Here is a 14,558-nt window from a genome sequence, read left to right as displayed (position 1 = left end):
GAACCGCGGACTGCTAAGACATAAACATGCGGACGCGCTGGCGTTCGTGGCGCATCTGGGCGATTTCGAGGCCCGGGGCGGTGATCCCGAAGTCGTCGGCTTCGAGTGCCTGGATCCGGCGGACGGCATCCACGATGTTGGGATGCGTTCCCAGAAGCACACGCTGCCCGGCGTCCTGCCCGATGGGGATGGCACGGATGGCGTTTTGGGTCAGTGACGTGACCGCCGTGAAGAGGTAGCTCGCGAGCAATTCCTCCAGCGGGACGCCCAACTGCCGGCCGGCAACGCCGAACGCGACCGCCGGATGCCCGGCGCAACGCCCAGATCCGACGTCGGCCGCGTAGCCCGCGAGCCGGGCACCTGGCGCCACGGTACCGGCGATGGCCAGCATCCGTGCGCCCATCTTGGTCCCCGCCTCGCGCACTTCACGGGGCAGCGCCGCCGCGGCTATCATCCGGTCGACCCGGGCAACATCGTCAACCGAGTACGCCTCGTACGCCAGGCGCAGGGCGAACCCGTCACTGTACGTCAGCTGGATGCTCACAAACTGGCTCAACCAGCTGGCGAAGCTCGCTTCGCCGTCGATGAGTCCACGTTCCAGGAACGTCTCCATCCCGAAGGAATGGCTGAACCCGCCGGTGGGGAGCGCGGAGTCAGAGAGCTGCAACAGCGGCAGCAGGTACGACGGCGGCTCGTTCACGCGCTCAGTGGGTGTGTTCGGCATGGCGGAACGGCACGGGCACCACACGTTCCTGGCGCGAGTACGGCACGCCAACGTGGATCAGGTAGTCCTCGATCGTGTGGTCGTACTGCACCACCATCACCTCGGCGGCATATTCACTGTCGGCGTCGAAGAATTGCGCCTGCATATGCCGGTTGCCGAGGTTATGCGCCACAACCCCCATTTCACGGATGCTGCGCGCGGCAATAACCAGGACGTCGGTTGCCAGGGCAGTCACCACGATGACTGTTTTGTGGTCGCGGAACAGGATGTCGCCGTCGCGGAGGTCCCGCACCGGGCCGGCGGCATCGCTGAGCCGGATGCCCAGCTCACGGCCGTGGTCGGTGGTCACCCGCTGGATTTTCTTGACGAGTTCCGCGCTCGGCAGGAGAACCTGTTCCTCGTGGAGGCCGGCCAGCTCGTCCTCGGGGAGATCATGCCGGTTGGCGATGACGTGGTCGATGATCATATATGCCCCCTTAGGGATATGTGTCTAAAAGAGGAAGTAGCGCTGCGCCATGGGCAGCACCGTCGAGGGCTCCGCCGAGATTGGCTCGCCGTCGACAGTCACCTCGTAGGTTTCCGGGTCAACGCCGATATCGGGCGTCGCGCCGTTGTGCTTCATGTCTGCCTTGGTGAGGGTACGGATACCGCTCACCGGCCGGATCACGCGGCGCAGGCCCAACTGCTCGGGGACTCCGGCGGCGATGGCGGCCTGGGAAAGAAACGTGATCGATGAGGCATGTACCGCGGTGCCGAGTGCCCCGAAGTTGCCGCGCAGGGTGCGTGGCTGCGGCGTGGGGATGGAGGCGTTGGGATCCCCCATGACGCTCATGACCGCCTGCCCGCCCTTGAGCACGAGCTCGGGCTTGACGCCGAAGAACATCGGGTCCCAGAGCACAAGGTCGGCAAATTTGCCCTCTTCGACGCTTCCGACCGAGTCCGCGATGCCGTGGGCGATCGCCGGGTTGATCGTGTATTTGGCCACGAAGCGTTTGAGTCGGAAGTTGTCTCCCACCTCGGGGTCGCCGTCGAGCTTTCCGCGTTGGCGCTTCATGGCGTCCGCTACCTGCCAGGTGCGCAGGACCACCTCGCCGACCCGGCCCATGGCCTGGGAGTCGGAGCTGGTGATGGAGAAGATGCCCATGTCGTGCAGCACGTCCTCCGCTGCGATGGTCTCCTTGCGGATACGCGAATCGGCGAAGGCCACATCCTCGGGGATGTCCGGGCTCAGGTGGTGGCAGACCATCAGCATGTCGAGGTGTTCGTCGATGGTGTTGACCGTGTACGGCAGGGTGGGATTGGTCGACGCCGGCAGGACGTTGGGCAGCGCCGCGATCTTGATGATGTCCGGGGCATGCCCGCCGCCGGCGCCTTCGGTGTGGAACGTGTGGATGACGCGGCCGCCGATGGCCCGGATGGTGTCTTCGACGAAGCCGCACTCGTTGAGCGTGTCGGAGTGGATGGCCACCTGCACGTCATACTCGTCAGCCACGCGCAATGACATGTCGATCGAGGACGTGGTGGCGCCCCAGTCTTCGTGAACTTTCAGCCCGATGGCGCCGGCCCGGATCTGTTCCGCGAGGGGCTCGATGGCACTTGCGTGGCCTTTGCCGAGCAGGCCGATATTGATCGGCAGGTTCTCCATGGCCTGAAGCATGCGTGAAATGTGCCAGGCACCCGGAGTAACGGTGGTGGCCTTGGTCCCTTCGCTCGGTCCGGTACCGCCACCGATCAGCGTGGTGATCCCCGACGCCAAGGCCACCGGCACCTGATCGGGGCTTACGAAGTGCACGTGCGTATCAATGCCGCCGGCGGTGAGGATCTTGCCCTCGCCCGCGATGATGTCGGTAGCGACACCGATGGTGATGTTCACACCCTGGGAAATCTGAGGGTTTCCAGCCTTGCCGATTTTGAAGATGTGCCCGTCGCGCAGGGCCACATCGGCTTTGTAGATGCCGGTGTAGTCCAACACGATCACGTTCGTGATCACGGTGTCCGGGATGTCCTCGTCCCGGACCAGCTGCCCGTTCTGGCCCATGCCGTCACGGATGACCTTGCCGCCGCCAAACACGACTTCTTCACCGTAGTTGGTGTGATCGTGCTCAATCTCGAGGAACAGATCAGTGTCCGCCAGGCGAACTGCGTCTCCCGTGGTGGGGCCGTAGAGGTCCGAGTACTGTTTGCGGCTCAGCTCGAAGCTCATTTGGTGTCGTCCTGCAGGGAGATCAGGCCGCGGCTCGGCTCGAGCGGGCCGTTGATGCGGTCCCGGAATCCGAACACCGCACGCTCGCCCGAGAGAGCAAGCAAGTTGACCGTCTTGGCATCACCGGGCTCGAACCGCACAGCAGTGCCTGCCGGGATGTCCAGCCGGAAGCCGTGGGCCGCATCCCGGTCGAACTCGAGGGCATCGTTCACCTCGAAGAAATGATAGTGGGACCCCACCTGGATTGGGCGGTCACCGCGATTGATCACGGCCAGGGCGCGGGGAATGAGGCCCGCATTGCACGTGATGGGCTCCGGGCGGAGGACGTATTCGCCGGGTTTCATGGGTTCTCCTTCGCCTAGCGAATGGGGTTGTGCACGGTGACGAGCTTGGTGCCGTCCGGGAACGTCGCCTCGACCTGGACGTCATGGATCATGTCGGCGACACCTTCCATGACATCTTCCCTGGTCAGGATGGTGGTGCCATAGCTCATAAGATCGGCGACCCGGCGTCCGTCGCGGGCGCCCTCGACCAGCTCATAGGTAAGGATCGCGATGGATTCCGGATGGTTGAGCTTAAGTCCGCGCTTCTGCCGGCGTCGTGCAAGATCGGCAGCAACCACAATCATCAGTTTTTCGCTTTCGCGTGGCGTTAGATGCATTAAAGCCTCCCAATCATTCGCGATAAATCGCGAGCTCCCACTCGTTATCTACAACCGGCCAAAGAGGCGACCGGGAGGCCCGTGGATGACTGAAGACTATCAGAGTCTCACCAGGATCTGGGGCCCTAACCAACGCCGTCCCCTTCGTCTCCAACTGCACCTCCCGCATACCCCGGTGATATGGTCGAAAGCCCCCTGTCGACGGCGACAATCCAGCACACCTGCCTACGGGGGAACACCTTGACCACGCCGCACACCGAACCGGTTCCGCAGCTCAGATCGGCAGCACGCGTACTGGCCGCGGGCATCCCGCTGGCTGTTACCGCAGGCCTGACCCTGCCACTGCAGGCCCGGATCAACGGCGAGCTGGGGCAACGGCTGCAGGATCCGCTGCTGGCCGGGTTGTTCAGCTTCGGCGGTGCCGCCCTGATCATGGCCGCTGCCACACTCGTCCTCCCCAGCGGCCGCGCCGCGTTCGGCAAACTCCTCTCCGGCACCCGCCAGCGCACCATCCCCTGGTACTTCCATGCCGCTGGCGTCATCGGCGCCTACTTTATCTTTGCCCAGACCAGCTTTGTCGCAGGCGTCGGGATCGCCATCTATACCGTGGCGGTGGTGACCGGCCAGACGGTCAGCGGGCTGGCCGTGGACCGGATCGGGTTGGGTCCCGGCGGCAAACGGGCCATTACCGCGCTGCGGGTGCTCGGTGTGCTGCTCACGGTGGGCGCGGTGTTCTGGGCGGTGTCGCCCCGGCTCTACGGCGTGCCGGATCCGGCCGCCATGCTGGTCCCGCTCGCACTTGTTGTCCTGGCCGGGATCCTGATGACTTTCCAGCACGCCGTGAACGGCAGAATCGCCGCGCAGGTCCGGTCGCCGATTCCGGGGACCCTGATCAACTATGTGGTCGGCAGTGTCGGGCTGGCGCTGATCTGGGTGCTGAAACTGGCCCTCACCGGGGGTCTGCCCACGCTGCCGGCCGAGCCGTGGCTGTACACCGGCGGCGTGCTGGGCTGCATCAACCTGGTCCTGAGCGCCCTGCTGATCCGGCATATCGGCGTGCTGCTGACCGGGCTGAGCATGATCGCCGGTCAGCTGATCGGAGCCCTGCTCATGGACTGGCTGCTGCCGGTGGCTGGCAGCGCCATCTATCCGCAGACGGTGTTCGGCACTCTGCTCACACTGGCCGCGATCGTCGTGGCCGCGCTGCCGGGATCAGCACTGCGGAAGTTCTGGCGACGGGGACCCCGGTAGGCCGGAAGCGGACGCCACCGCCGCGGGCTACGGCTTCCGGTGAATGGACTTGTAGCTCAGGTACGCGTTCAGGCCTTCAATCCCGTACTCCGTGCCGAGGCCGGAGTTGTGCCGTCCCCCGAACGGTGCGGCATGGTTTGAGGCGAAGAAGTTCAGGCCAACAGAGCCCGTGTCCATGCGGTCTGCCACGGCGAGTGTGGCGTCCGGATCGTTGCCGAACACCAGCCCGCCCAGGCCGAACTCGGTGTTGTTGGCGAGGGCCACCGCTTCCTCAACACTGCCGCCGGCGTCGTCGTATTTGAGGATGCAGATCACCGGCCCGAAAATCTCCTCACGGGAGATGCGCATGTCCGGGGTGACGTCGGCGAACACCGTGGGTTCCACGAAATAGCCGTGCTCCAGCCCCCCGGACAGCGACGCGGCCCGGCCTCCTGTGGTGGCGCGGGCACCCTCGGCCAGCCCCGAGTCCACATACTCCAGCACGGTCCGGTACTGGGTCTCCGTGGCGCACGGACCAAACACGGTGTCCGGCTCCAGCGGATCACCCTGCTTCCCGGCGGCAATCGTGGCCGTGACCATGTCCACCACCTCGTCATAGCGGCTTGCCGGGGCGAGGATCCGGGTGGAGATGTAGCAGGTCTGCCCGGTGTTACGCATGGAGGACTTGATCAGCACTCCGGACATGGCGTCCAGGTCCGCGTCCGGCAGCACAATGGCGCTGGATTTTCCGCCCAGCTCCAGCGTGACCGGGCGCAGCAGTTCACCGCAGGCCGCGGCAATTTTCCGGCCCACCGGCGTCGAGCCCGTGAACGCCACCTTGGCCACGCCCGGGTGCTTCACCAGCACATCTCCCAGCCGGCCGGAACCCGTGACCAGGTTGACCACCCCGGCCGGGACCCCGGCCGCGGCGATCGCGTCGATGATCACGCGGATGGATAGGGGCGTGGGCGACGCCGGCTTGATCACCACGGTGCAGCCGGCCAGCAGCGCCGGCGCCAGTTTGATGACCACGAGGTTGATGGGGAAGTTCCACGGCGCGATCAGCGCGCAGACTCCCAGCGGTTCGCGCCGGACCACGGACTCCCCGCCGCCGCGCGGGAACGGGCGGACGTCCTCACGCTCCAGGTATTCGGCCAGGGTCGCGAAGTACCGGAAGATACTTGCTGCATTGGCCGCCGCGCCGGCGGATTCGGCCACCGGAGAGCCGTTTTCGCGCGAGTTCGTCAGCGACAGCTCGTCGGCGCGCTTTTCCACTTCCTCGGCAATCCGGACCAGGTAGGCGGCCCGCTGAGAAGGGGTCAGCCGTGGCCACGCGGGGCCGCCGGCACTAGAAAACGCCCGCTGGGCGGAGCCGACGGCGGCGTCCACGTCTTCGGGGGTGCCGTCCGGCACCGAGCCCCACACTTCGCCCGTGGCGGGATCGGTCACCGGGTTCCGGCCGGTGCCGTGTGAGGGCTGCCAGGCACCGTCGATGAAAATCGTCTCCACGTGCGTATGCGGCAGGGCGAGGCCCGTCCGGGCGCTCAGGGCCGGAGCATCCTGGGTCGCGGAGGTCATCGGATCACCGCCGTCTTCAGCAGGGCGTTGGAACGGTTGAGGTCCGCGGTGGCCATCTCCACTGCGGCCTGGGTGATGAGTTCGGGCACGATTTCGGCGGCAAGCCTGTCGGTGTAGGTGGCCGGATCCATCTTGAACCAGGTGGAAGCCAGGGCAATTCCGGCGTGGTCGAACCGCCACAGCCGGTCGGCGTCGCGCATGAGTGCGTCCTCCAGCGAGCGGGCCACGGGCCGGGTGTCGTGTTCGTCGATGATTTCGCAGACGCGTTCCACAAAGGCCGGGGAATAGCCCAGCCCCGGCAGCACCCGGCGTGCCACGTTGCAGCCCTGTTGCTCATGTTCGTAGCGGATGGCAGCCTTGCGCCAGTCCCCCGCGAACCCCTCCGAGATGATCCGGGATTCATCCACGTGGGCCCACCCGGTGTCGTGCAGCAGGGTGGCTACCCGCACCATTTCGGCGTCGGCATCGGGGTAGGCCCGGCAGAGGCGTTCGGCGAACGCCAGGGAAATCGGCAGGTGGATGTCGTTGCCTCGGGTCCGGGTCTCGTGCACCACCGCCTGCCAGAGCGCGTCGAGCTCCTCGAGGGCAGCGGGCGTGGTGCTGATGGGAGTGGTGTCCACCGGGCCGGGCGCCGGAATGGGACGGACCCTGTATTCGGCGGCGAAAGCCTCGGCCAACGTATCAGTGGGATCGGTGCCGGCGTCGACGGGGCCCGCCGCGGCAACCGGAGTCTGGTGGGTGCTCATAATGCTCCTTCGGGTGGGCCGGCCTGGCGGCTAGCTGTCCGTGGTGATGGTCTTGAGGGGGGTGGCGGGGTCCGCCGCGGCGTCGGCCGGAATGTTCTGGCCCTTAGCCAGGGCGTTCTTCACCGCCATGAAGTCCAAGGGCGCGTTCACGCAGTCGGCGGCGATGATCCGGCCCTGCCGGTAGTAGAGGACGCTGAATTTCCCGCGTTCCTCATCGCGCCGGAGGACCGTCTGGTCGAAGCCGTTGCACAGGCCGGCGATCTGCAGCTTGAGGTCGGCCTGATTGGACCAGAACCACGGGATGCCAGCGTATTCCTCGCGGCGGCCGGTGAGCGAGTACGCGGCCACCTTGGCATGCTCGATGGCGTTGTTGACGCTCTCCAGCCGGATCCGCTCACCCGGAGTGGAGCCTGGCACGGGGTTGGGCATGTTGGCGCAGTCGCCGATCGCCACCGTGGTGCCGTCCGAAGCCAGCGCGAACCGGTCCACCACCACCCCGTTCTCCACGTCCAGCCCCAGCTGTTCAGCAAGTTGGGTATTAGGGATGACGCCGATGCCGATCAGCACGATCTGGGCAGGCAACACCATGCCGCCCTGAAGCTCGACGGCGGCAACCGCCTTGCCGCCGTCCGCCGGGGTAAAGCGTGCAGCACTCGTCTTGAGCCGGATATCCAAGCCGCGGGAGCGGTGTGCCTGAAGGAAGTACTCGGCAGTCTCCTCCCCCACAGCACGGCCAACGAGCCGCGGCCCGAATTCGAGCACGGTGACGTTTTTGCCCATCTTCTGCAGGCTGGACGCGGCCTCGAGGCCGATAAACCCACCGCCGATCACCACCACATCCGTGGCGTCGCCTACCCGGGCCTTGAGCGCCAGGGCGTCGTCGGCGTTGCGCAGGTACAGCACGCCGTCGAGGTCGCCGCCTTCAATTTCCAGCTTGCGGGCACGGGCACCCACTGTGAGGGCCAGCCGCTTGAAGGGGAACTGCTGGCCGGAGGACGCATGCGCCACCCCGGAACCGTCCGCTTCCTTGTCGATCCGGACGATGTACTCGCCCTTGACCAGGTCCACGTTGTGCTCGGCCCAGTACTCGTTGGAGCGGAAGATCAGCGATTCGCTCTCCACCGTGCCCTGCAGGAATTCCTTGGACAACGCCGGCCGCTGGTACGGGCGGTGGTCCTCATCCCCGAGCAGGGTGATGTGCTCGTCGAAGCCCAGCGCCCGGAGCGATACCGCAAGCTGCACTCCTGACTGGCTGGCGCCGATGATCAGGAGCCCGGTGCGGGTAGGAACCGTGGCGGTGTCAGTTGCCTGCTCCACTGCGTGCGTGCCCACGGCTACACCTGGGTTTCCGGGGTGGTGACGAACAGTTCGATCTCGTCCGTCAGGCGCAGCTGGCAGGACAGCCGCGAGGTGTCCTCACGGTCGACCGCGGTGCCGTAGAGCATCTCGTCCTCCATGTCTTCCATCGGCGGGAGCTGCGAAACGCAGTCCTCCCGGACAAACACGTGGCAGGTGGCACAGGACAGCGAGCCGCCGCATTCAGCCACGATTCCGGGGACGCCGTTGCGCACCGCGGTTTCCATGACCGAGTCGCCCACGTTGCCCTGGATGTCGCGGACAGCGCCTTCGGCGTCGGTGAAGTGAACCGTTGGCATTGGTCCTCCTTTGGATTGAAGTGAGTTGGAAGGTGGGGACGGCGGTCAGATGAACTGCCGGCCGCCGTCGACCACCATGGTCTGGCCGGTGTAGTAGGAGCTGTCCGGCCCGGCGAGGAAGAGCGCGGCACCCACGATGTCCTCCGGCTGGCTGGCCCGCTTGATGGCTCCGCGGTCCACGCCGTAGTTCTCGGCGTTCTCCATCAGCCCGTAGCTGGCCTCGGTGAGGGTGAAGCCGGGGGCGATCGCGTTGACCGTGATCCCCCGCCGGCCCAGTTCCTTGGCCATGACCCGGGTCAGTGCCACCACGCCACCCTTGGAGGCAACGTAGTGCAGCCACTGTTCCGAGCCGCTGAAGATCGTGGCGCTGGAGAGGTTAATGACGCGCCCGCCTTCGCGCAGGTAGGGGCTCGCCGCGCGGGTCACCAGCCAGGGGCCCTTGAGGTTCACGTTCATCACCAGGTCCCATTCGGCCGGATCAATGTCCTCAAAGGGGCTGCGGGTCACCCCCGCGTACACCGCTGCGTTGTTAAGGACGACGTCGATGCTTCCGTTCCCGAACTCCGCGCAGCTTTTCGCGAGGTCCTCCGTGGAGTCCACACTGGTGACGTCCGCGGAGAAGGCCGTCGCTTCGGCACCGGCCTCGCGGACCAGCTTCGCTGTCTGCTCGGCACCTTCAAGATTGATATCGGCCACAGCCACCCGGTAACCCCGGCTGGCAAAGCCGAGCGCAAACGCCCGACCCAGCCCGCCGGCGGCACCGGTGATCAGGACGGTTTTGCCGTCGTTCTGGGCTGCAGGCACGTTCAGTTCAGACATGGCTATGGCTTTGGGCGCCGGGGCCGGCGACGACCAGCTCGTCCTCGGCGTCAAGGATCTGCACCGTTCCCTTGGTCCCGTCCACCCGCAGCCGCTGGCCGGTTTTGATGGTGGTGGATGCCGAACCGGTTCCGGTCACGGCGGGGAGCCCGTATTCGCGGCAAACGATCGCGGCGTGGCTCATCATGCCGCCGATGTCCGTGACGGTGGCCTTAATCTTGCCGAAAATCGGACCCCAGGACGGTGCGGTAACGGTTGCCACCAGGATCTCGCCCTGCTGCACCTCGGAGAGTTGGTCCGCATCTGTGATGACGCGGGCCAGTCCTTCCACCACACCGGGCGAGGCTGCCATGCCACGCAGGCCGCCGCCCTCCACTTCTTCGCCGGCACCCAGCCACTGCTGGACCTGCTCGGTGGTGATGCCCCAGAGCATCCGGGTAAAGGGTTCGGTGATGGACTCCGGCGGGGTGTTCAGGGCCGGGGCGGGACGGGCGGTCTTGAGGGCATCGACGATGCCGCGGCGGCGTTCGATTTCCTCCGGCCAGTAGTCCGGGCCGATGGGCTTGGCGCCCACACCCCAGCCGGTGACCAGGTCAAAGAGCGCGTCACGGACCTCGTTGCGGCCCAGGTAGAGCAGGTCGTCCGATTCGGTCCAGAAGCCCTCAGCCTGCATCATGCGGGACAGCTCGCGGATCTTGCGCCAGAAGACGCCCATGGTCCAGTGCTCGATGTAGAAGTTGTGGTTCTCCACGTACGGGTAGGCGGTGGCAGCGAGGCCGCGCTTGGCGTCGAAAAGGGCCTGGTTTTCGCCCTCAAGCAGGTCGCGGTATTCCTCGATGATGCGGTCGCGTTCGACGATGAGGGCCTCCGTGGGCCGCATGATCTCCTGGCCCTCGTCCACGCGGCGGATGTAGTCAGCGATGTAGCCCAGCGGGATTTCCTGGTACTCGTTCCAGTACTTGTCGTGGCCATAGAATCCGTTGCCCACGGTGAAGTTGAACCACGGGTCCTTGGCGCCTTCGTACTGGGCCATCCAGCGGTCCCCGCCGGGAGCGGCGGCGATGGCACCCAAGGTGGCATCGACGTCGTCCGTGTTGCTGGCGTTGCTGAAATGAGTCTGGAGTCCCAGTTCCACGGCGAGCTTCGCCAGCTGCTTGAGCTCATCGTCGGGGCGGAACAGTTCCATGTCCACGCCCTGCACCATGGTGGCGATGGACTGATCCGGAACGTTGGGGAAGACCTCTTTGCAGAAGTTGAAGAAGTCCAGGTAGGCGATGTAGCCCAGGTTCAGGAACTCGAAGTGGTACTGCCAGTTCTGGTACGCCAGCTGGATGAGGCGGTCGTAGCTTTCCAGCAGTTTCTCTGAGCCGTCCTTGCCCTTGCCGGACACGATGTCGTCCATCGGGACCATGTCCGGGAGCTTGGGGAAGGAAATAGTTTCCATCTCCTCGATGGTCCCCTTGACCTTGACGTGCCACTCCTTGAGCAACTGGTCCCAGTTCTGGAAGTAGTGGCCGATCCGCTCCCCAAACAGGGGCACGCGGGCAGCGATCTGATCCTCCGGCACGGGAATGGGAGACATGTAGAGGTAGCCTAGGTGGATGCGGAACTCGATGCCGTTGGCGTTGGGGATCATCAGGTGCCGGGCGTTGTACTGGCCCAGGCACTTGACCGCGAATTCGCCGCCAATGGTTTCAAACGGCTTGAACACGGTGGGCCAGTGCTGGCTGTCGCAGAACCAGAACTTGGCGTCTTCCTGCTCCTTGAGCTTGTCCTGGAAAACCAAGTAATAGGGGTAGATCTTTTCCCAGCCTTCGGCGCCGGCGGGGACCGCGAGCTCGGAGGGTTTGGGGAAGGACTTCAGGGACATGGCGGTCCTTTCAATACGGGCTCGGCGATGAGCCTTGGTGGGTGAAGCCTTAGATGGAGGGTTTGAGCAGCGAAGCCGTGATGCTGCCGAGGCTGAAGCCGCCGGTGGCCGGCGCCTTGCTGGGGAGCCCGGTGAAGTAGCCGCCCGTGGTGACCGTGGGCAGCGCGGACGGTTTGGAGGAGTGCACGGTCTCCGGGCGGGACTGGAGCAGCAGCAGGTTTTCGCCGTCCGGCAGGTCCGAATCGAGGGCCCATTCGATGTCCTGGGGGCATTTGTAGTGCTTCTCGGCACGCTTGGCCATCTGCGCGACGGCGGTGAGTTCCGCATCGGTGAGGCTGCGGCGGCCGCGGCGTTCGGCGTCGACCTCGCGTTCCACCAGGCGCTTGGCTCCTGCGTCCGGGACCAGTTCGGCGTGCTTGTCGCCCAGGTGATCGGCGACGACGGCGAGCGTGACCTTGTCCAGGACGATGTTGTCCGGTGTGACCTGGCCTGACACCACCATCTCGCCCACCCCGTAAGAGGAGTCGATGGTGATTTTGGAGCGGTCCCCGTTGGTGGGATCCATGGTGATGGCGACGCCGGAGACCCGGGAGTTCACCATCTTCTGGACCACCACGGCCATGGACAGGCCTTCGTTGGGGATGTTGTTCCTGAGCCGGTAGATGATGGCCCGGGAGGTGTACAGGGAAGCCCAGCACTGACGGATGTGCTCGGTGACGGCATTGACGCCGTCGAGCCAGAGGTACGTGTCCTGCTGGCCGGCGAACGAGGCATCCGGCAGGTCTTCAGCAGTGGCGCTGGACCGTACGGCCACCGGCACCGGGGCGTCGAAACGGGCCATGAGGGACTCGTAGGCGCCCACGGTGAATTCGCGCAGGGCCTGGGGCACGGGCCGTGAGCAGATGTCCTCGCGGATGGCGGCGGAAACGCTGTCCACCTGCTTCAGGTCCTCCGGGTCCAGGTCGGCCAGGAGTTGGTTGATCTTTGCCGTAATCCCCGCCTCGTCCATAAAGGCGTCGAACTCTGCGGTGGTGACCACAAAGCCGGGCGGGACGGGCATACCGGCGGAGGTCATGGTGACCAGGGATGCGCCCTTGCCGCCGAGGTTTTCAAGCTTCGGTGTGACACCGCCGTCGAAGAACTGGATGAATTCGTTGCTTTTCATGGTTAGGCCTTCCAACTGACAGGAACGGTCTCGGGAACACGGAAGGAGAGGTTTTCGCGGAAGGCGACGCCCTCCGGGTCCTCCAGCTGCAGCTCCGGGGCGAGCCGTGCCACTTCCTCGAGCGCAATTTTGGCCTGGAGCTTGGCGAGCATGTTGCCTAGGCAGTAGTGGATTCCGAACCCGAACGAGAGGTGCTCGCGGGCATTGGGCCGGGCGATGTCGAAGTCGTCTCCGCCGGTGAACTTGCTTTCGTCGCGGTTGGCGGAGCCCATCAGGAGCAGGAGCTGGGAACCTTCCTCGATGGCCACCCCGCCCACTTCGGTGTCCTTGAGTGCCTTGCGGCGCCACCCGACGATCGAGCCGGCGAAGCGGAGGACCTCGTCGATAGCGGCGGGGACCTTTTTGGGGTCCTCGACCAGCTGCTGCCACTGTTCGGGGCGGGCCAGGAGCTCGCGCAGGGCATTGGAGATCAGGGTGGTGGTGGTCTCGTGCCCGGCGAAGAGCAGGCTGTAGAGCACGGAGGCGATCTCGTGGTCGGAGATGTCGGCGCCGTCCTGCTGGGCCCTGACCAGGTCGCCGGTGAGGTTGTCGCCGCCCTGCTCGCGTGCCACCCTGACCAGGCGCAGGCATTCCTGCCAGTACTCCACCAGGTTGTGCGCGTGCGGGACCTGCTCCTCGTCGCTCAAGTTGCCCCAGGTCATGGCGGCGCGGGAGTCGCTCCAGCGCTTGAACGTGTCCACCTGGGAGACGTCCGCGCCGATCAGAGTCAGGATGGTGATGGTGGGGACGTCATAAGCAAGGTCTTTGACGAGGTCGCCGCGGCGATCCGGACGGGCCAGCATCTTCTGGATGAGGGCCTCCACGTTCTCCCTGATGAAAGGCTCCAGCGCCTTGTAGCGTCGGGGTGTGAACGCCTTCTGCACCACGGCGCGGATCCGGGTGTGCTCCGGCGGGCGGCGGGCGGAAAGGCCTGAGTAGGCGGTGAAGCCGCCCTCTTCCATGATCTTCTTCGCGGCGGCACCGCGTTCACGGACCGGCGCCTGGGCGTTTTCGCTCGAGAACGTTTCCCAGTCCTCGAACACCGCCTTGATGTCGTCGTAGCGGGAGACAACGTATAGGCCCACGCGCTCATCGAACATGACGGGCTGCTCGGCCCGGAGCTCGGCGTAGGCGCCGAAGGGATCCTTCATCTGGAAAGGTTCGTAGCCGTGGTGCCCGGCGGGGGCTTCGGCGCCGTACCCGAAGGGACAGCGGCCGGCCGTTTCTGTCGACGATGACATCTTGACTCCTGGTGACTTGGTTCCGCCCGGCACCGTCAGGGTGGCGGGGGTTCTTAGTGACCAGTGTGGTCCACATCACCGGCCGATGACAGCCCTTACTTCCACTCAGCGGAAGGCAATGTCAGTGCTGGGCGGACGCCGTCGGGCTTCCCGTACAGGTCGCCAGTATCCCCATCCTTGATGTCTCGACCATTTGGGCCCACGTCTCCTTGGCCGACCAATACCGCAATGACCGGTCCAAAGGGCTGCACCTACCGCTAGCAACGCAAATGACGCTAATGTCTATTGGTATGAACCGTCACCAAAACGATGCAGGCGTGTCCAAGCCGGGAACCCTCAAGGTCCCGGAAGGTCCCGCGGCCAGCCTCGAAGGACGGGCGCCAAACTCCGCGTCGACCCATAAGAAGCCAACGCCGAGGGCCTCAGGGAAGTCGGCACCCCAGGCTGCGAGGACGATGTATGTCACCGCACCTGCGAAGACCGGACGGCGGAATATGACGGCCTGGACGTCCCAGCCGAAACGGGGGTCCGTCCGCGTAGTTGAGGAACGTCTCCGGAATGGTGAACAACAGCTCCGGCGAACGGCCAGGGCCCTCGCTGAGATACTGGAGCGCACAGATCAGGGAC

At 65.4% G+C, this 14,558-nt stretch carries 14 protein-coding genes; 1 reads left to right on the top strand and 13 read right to left on the bottom strand.

Features of this window, described 5'->3' with window-relative positions; translation table 11 throughout:
* Positions 1–13: 13 nt before the first annotated feature.
* From NG701_RS12055 to NG701_RS12035, 5 genes are read right to left on the bottom strand one after another with little or no spacing between them, the layout of a single operon-like run.
* The gene (locus NG701_RS12055; RefSeq protein WP_252567746.1) at positions 14–724 is read right to left on the bottom strand and encodes an urease accessory protein UreF; all 711 of its coding nucleotides are present in this window, start codon (positions 722–724) and stop codon (positions 14–16) included.
* Positions 705–1,190, bottom strand: coding sequence for an urease accessory protein UreE (gene ureE, locus NG701_RS12050; protein WP_252567744.1), 486 nt, complete (start codon positions 1,188–1,190; stop codon positions 705–707). The genes NG701_RS12055 and ureE overlap by 20 nt, the downstream gene beginning before the upstream one ends.
* A 24-nt stretch (positions 1,191–1,214) precedes the next feature.
* Positions 1,215–2,927, bottom strand: coding sequence for an urease subunit alpha (gene ureC / locus NG701_RS12045; protein ID WP_252567742.1), 1,713 nt, complete (start codon positions 2,925–2,927; stop codon positions 1,215–1,217).
* A complete protein-coding gene (locus NG701_RS12040; protein ID WP_252567740.1) occupies positions 2,924–3,271 on the bottom strand; it encodes an urease subunit beta in 348 nt (115 codons plus the stop codon). The genes ureC and NG701_RS12040 overlap by 4 nt, the downstream gene beginning before the upstream one ends.
* 14 nt (positions 3,272–3,285) lie before the next feature.
* A complete protein-coding gene (locus NG701_RS12035; protein WP_252567738.1) occupies positions 3,286–3,588 on the bottom strand; it encodes an urease subunit gamma in 303 nt (100 codons plus the stop codon).
* 240 nt (positions 3,589–3,828) lie between these two features.
* Here NG701_RS12035 and NG701_RS12030 point away from each other — a divergent pair, with 240 nt between their 5' ends.
* A complete protein-coding gene (locus NG701_RS12030) occupies positions 3,829–4,839 on the top strand; it encodes a DMT family transporter (protein WP_252567736.1) in 1,011 nt (336 codons plus the stop codon).
* A gap of 27 nt (positions 4,840–4,866) precedes the next feature.
* Here the strand turns inward: NG701_RS12030 and NG701_RS12025 are convergent, their stop codons facing one another.
* From NG701_RS12025 to NG701_RS11990, 8 genes are read right to left on the bottom strand one after another with little or no spacing between them, the layout of a single operon-like run.
* Positions 4,867–6,396 (bottom strand): aldehyde dehydrogenase family protein, encoded by a 1,530-nt coding sequence (locus NG701_RS12025; protein WP_252567734.1) that lies wholly within the window; start codon positions 6,394–6,396, stop codon positions 4,867–4,869.
* The gene (locus NG701_RS12020; protein ID WP_252567732.1) at positions 6,393–7,142 is read right to left on the bottom strand and encodes an HD domain-containing protein; all 750 of its coding nucleotides are present in this window, start codon (positions 7,140–7,142) and stop codon (positions 6,393–6,395) included. The genes NG701_RS12025 and NG701_RS12020 overlap by 4 nt, the downstream gene beginning before the upstream one ends.
* Positions 7,143–7,172: 30 nt before the next feature.
* Positions 7,173–8,474, bottom strand: coding sequence for an NAD(P)/FAD-dependent oxidoreductase (locus NG701_RS12015; protein ID WP_252567730.1), 1,302 nt, complete (start codon positions 8,472–8,474; stop codon positions 7,173–7,175).
* A 2-nt stretch (positions 8,475–8,476) separates the two neighbouring features.
* Positions 8,477–8,797, bottom strand: coding sequence for a 2Fe-2S iron-sulfur cluster-binding protein (locus NG701_RS12010; protein ID WP_252567729.1), 321 nt, complete (start codon positions 8,795–8,797; stop codon positions 8,477–8,479).
* 45 nt (positions 8,798–8,842) lie between these two features.
* Positions 8,843–9,616, bottom strand: coding sequence for an SDR family NAD(P)-dependent oxidoreductase (locus tag NG701_RS12005; protein WP_252567727.1), 774 nt, complete (start codon positions 9,614–9,616; stop codon positions 8,843–8,845).
* A complete protein-coding gene (locus NG701_RS12000) occupies positions 9,609–11,486 on the bottom strand; it encodes a PEP-utilizing enzyme (protein WP_252567725.1) in 1,878 nt (625 codons plus the stop codon). Before NG701_RS12000 ends, NG701_RS12005 begins: the two co-directional genes overlap by 8 nt.
* A 49-nt stretch (positions 11,487–11,535) precedes the next feature.
* Entirely contained in the window at positions 11,536–12,651 is a 1,116-nt protein-coding gene (locus NG701_RS11995; RefSeq protein WP_252567723.1) for a PEP/pyruvate-binding domain-containing protein, read from the bottom strand.
* Between the two features lie 2 nt (positions 12,652–12,653).
* Positions 12,654–13,931 (bottom strand): cytochrome P450, encoded by a 1,278-nt coding sequence (locus NG701_RS11990; RefSeq protein WP_252567721.1) that lies wholly within the window; start codon positions 13,929–13,931, stop codon positions 12,654–12,656.
* Between the last annotated feature and the right edge of the window lie 627 nt (positions 13,932–14,558).

This window comes from Pseudarthrobacter cellobiosi (assembly GCF_023913815.1).
Taxonomy (GTDB): domain Bacteria; phylum Actinomycetota; class Actinomycetes; order Actinomycetales; family Micrococcaceae; genus Arthrobacter; species Arthrobacter cellobiosi.
Note: the sequence above shows the minus strand (reverse complement) of the source record. Positions and strands in the feature narration are given on the sequence as shown.

What these genes read in the sequence shown, in the direction of transcription:
- NG701_RS12005 (WP_252567727.1), bottom strand. Translation starts at nt 9,616, where the DNA reads ATGTCTGAACTGAACGTGCCTGCAGCCCAGAACGACGGCAAAACCGTC.
- NG701_RS12025 (WP_252567734.1), bottom strand. Translation starts at nt 6,396, where the DNA reads ATGACCTCCGCGACCCAGGATGCTCCGGCCCTGAGCGCCCGGACGGGC.
- NG701_RS11990 (WP_252567721.1), bottom strand. Translation starts at nt 13,931, where the DNA reads ATGTCATCGTCGACAGAAACGGCCGGCCGCTGTCCCTTCGGGTACGGC.
- NG701_RS12040 (WP_252567740.1), bottom strand. Translation starts at nt 3,271, where the DNA reads ATGAAACCCGGCGAATACGTCCTCCGCCCGGAGCCCATCACGTGCAAT.
- NG701_RS12000 (WP_252567725.1), bottom strand. Translation starts at nt 11,486, where the DNA reads ATGTCCCTGAAGTCCTTCCCCAAACCCTCCGAGCTCGCGGTCCCCGCC.
- NG701_RS12055 (WP_252567746.1), bottom strand. Translation starts at nt 724, where the DNA reads ATGCCGAACACACCCACTGAGCGCGTGAACGAGCCGCCGTCGTACCTG.
- ureC (WP_252567742.1), bottom strand. Translation starts at nt 2,927, where the DNA reads ATGAGCTTCGAGCTGAGCCGCAAACAGTACTCGGACCTCTACGGCCCC.
- ureE (WP_252567744.1), bottom strand. Translation starts at nt 1,190, where the DNA reads ATGATCATCGACCACGTCATCGCCAACCGGCATGATCTCCCCGAGGAC.
- NG701_RS12020 (WP_252567732.1), bottom strand. Translation starts at nt 7,142, where the DNA reads ATGAGCACCCACCAGACTCCGGTTGCCGCGGCGGGCCCCGTCGACGCC.
- NG701_RS12035 (WP_252567738.1), bottom strand. Translation starts at nt 3,588, where the DNA reads ATGCATCTAACGCCACGCGAAAGCGAAAAACTGATGATTGTGGTTGCT.
- NG701_RS12010 (WP_252567729.1), bottom strand. Translation starts at nt 8,797, where the DNA reads ATGCCAACGGTTCACTTCACCGACGCCGAAGGCGCTGTCCGCGACATC.
- NG701_RS11995 (WP_252567723.1), bottom strand. Translation starts at nt 12,651, where the DNA reads ATGAAAAGCAACGAATTCATCCAGTTCTTCGACGGCGGTGTCACACCG.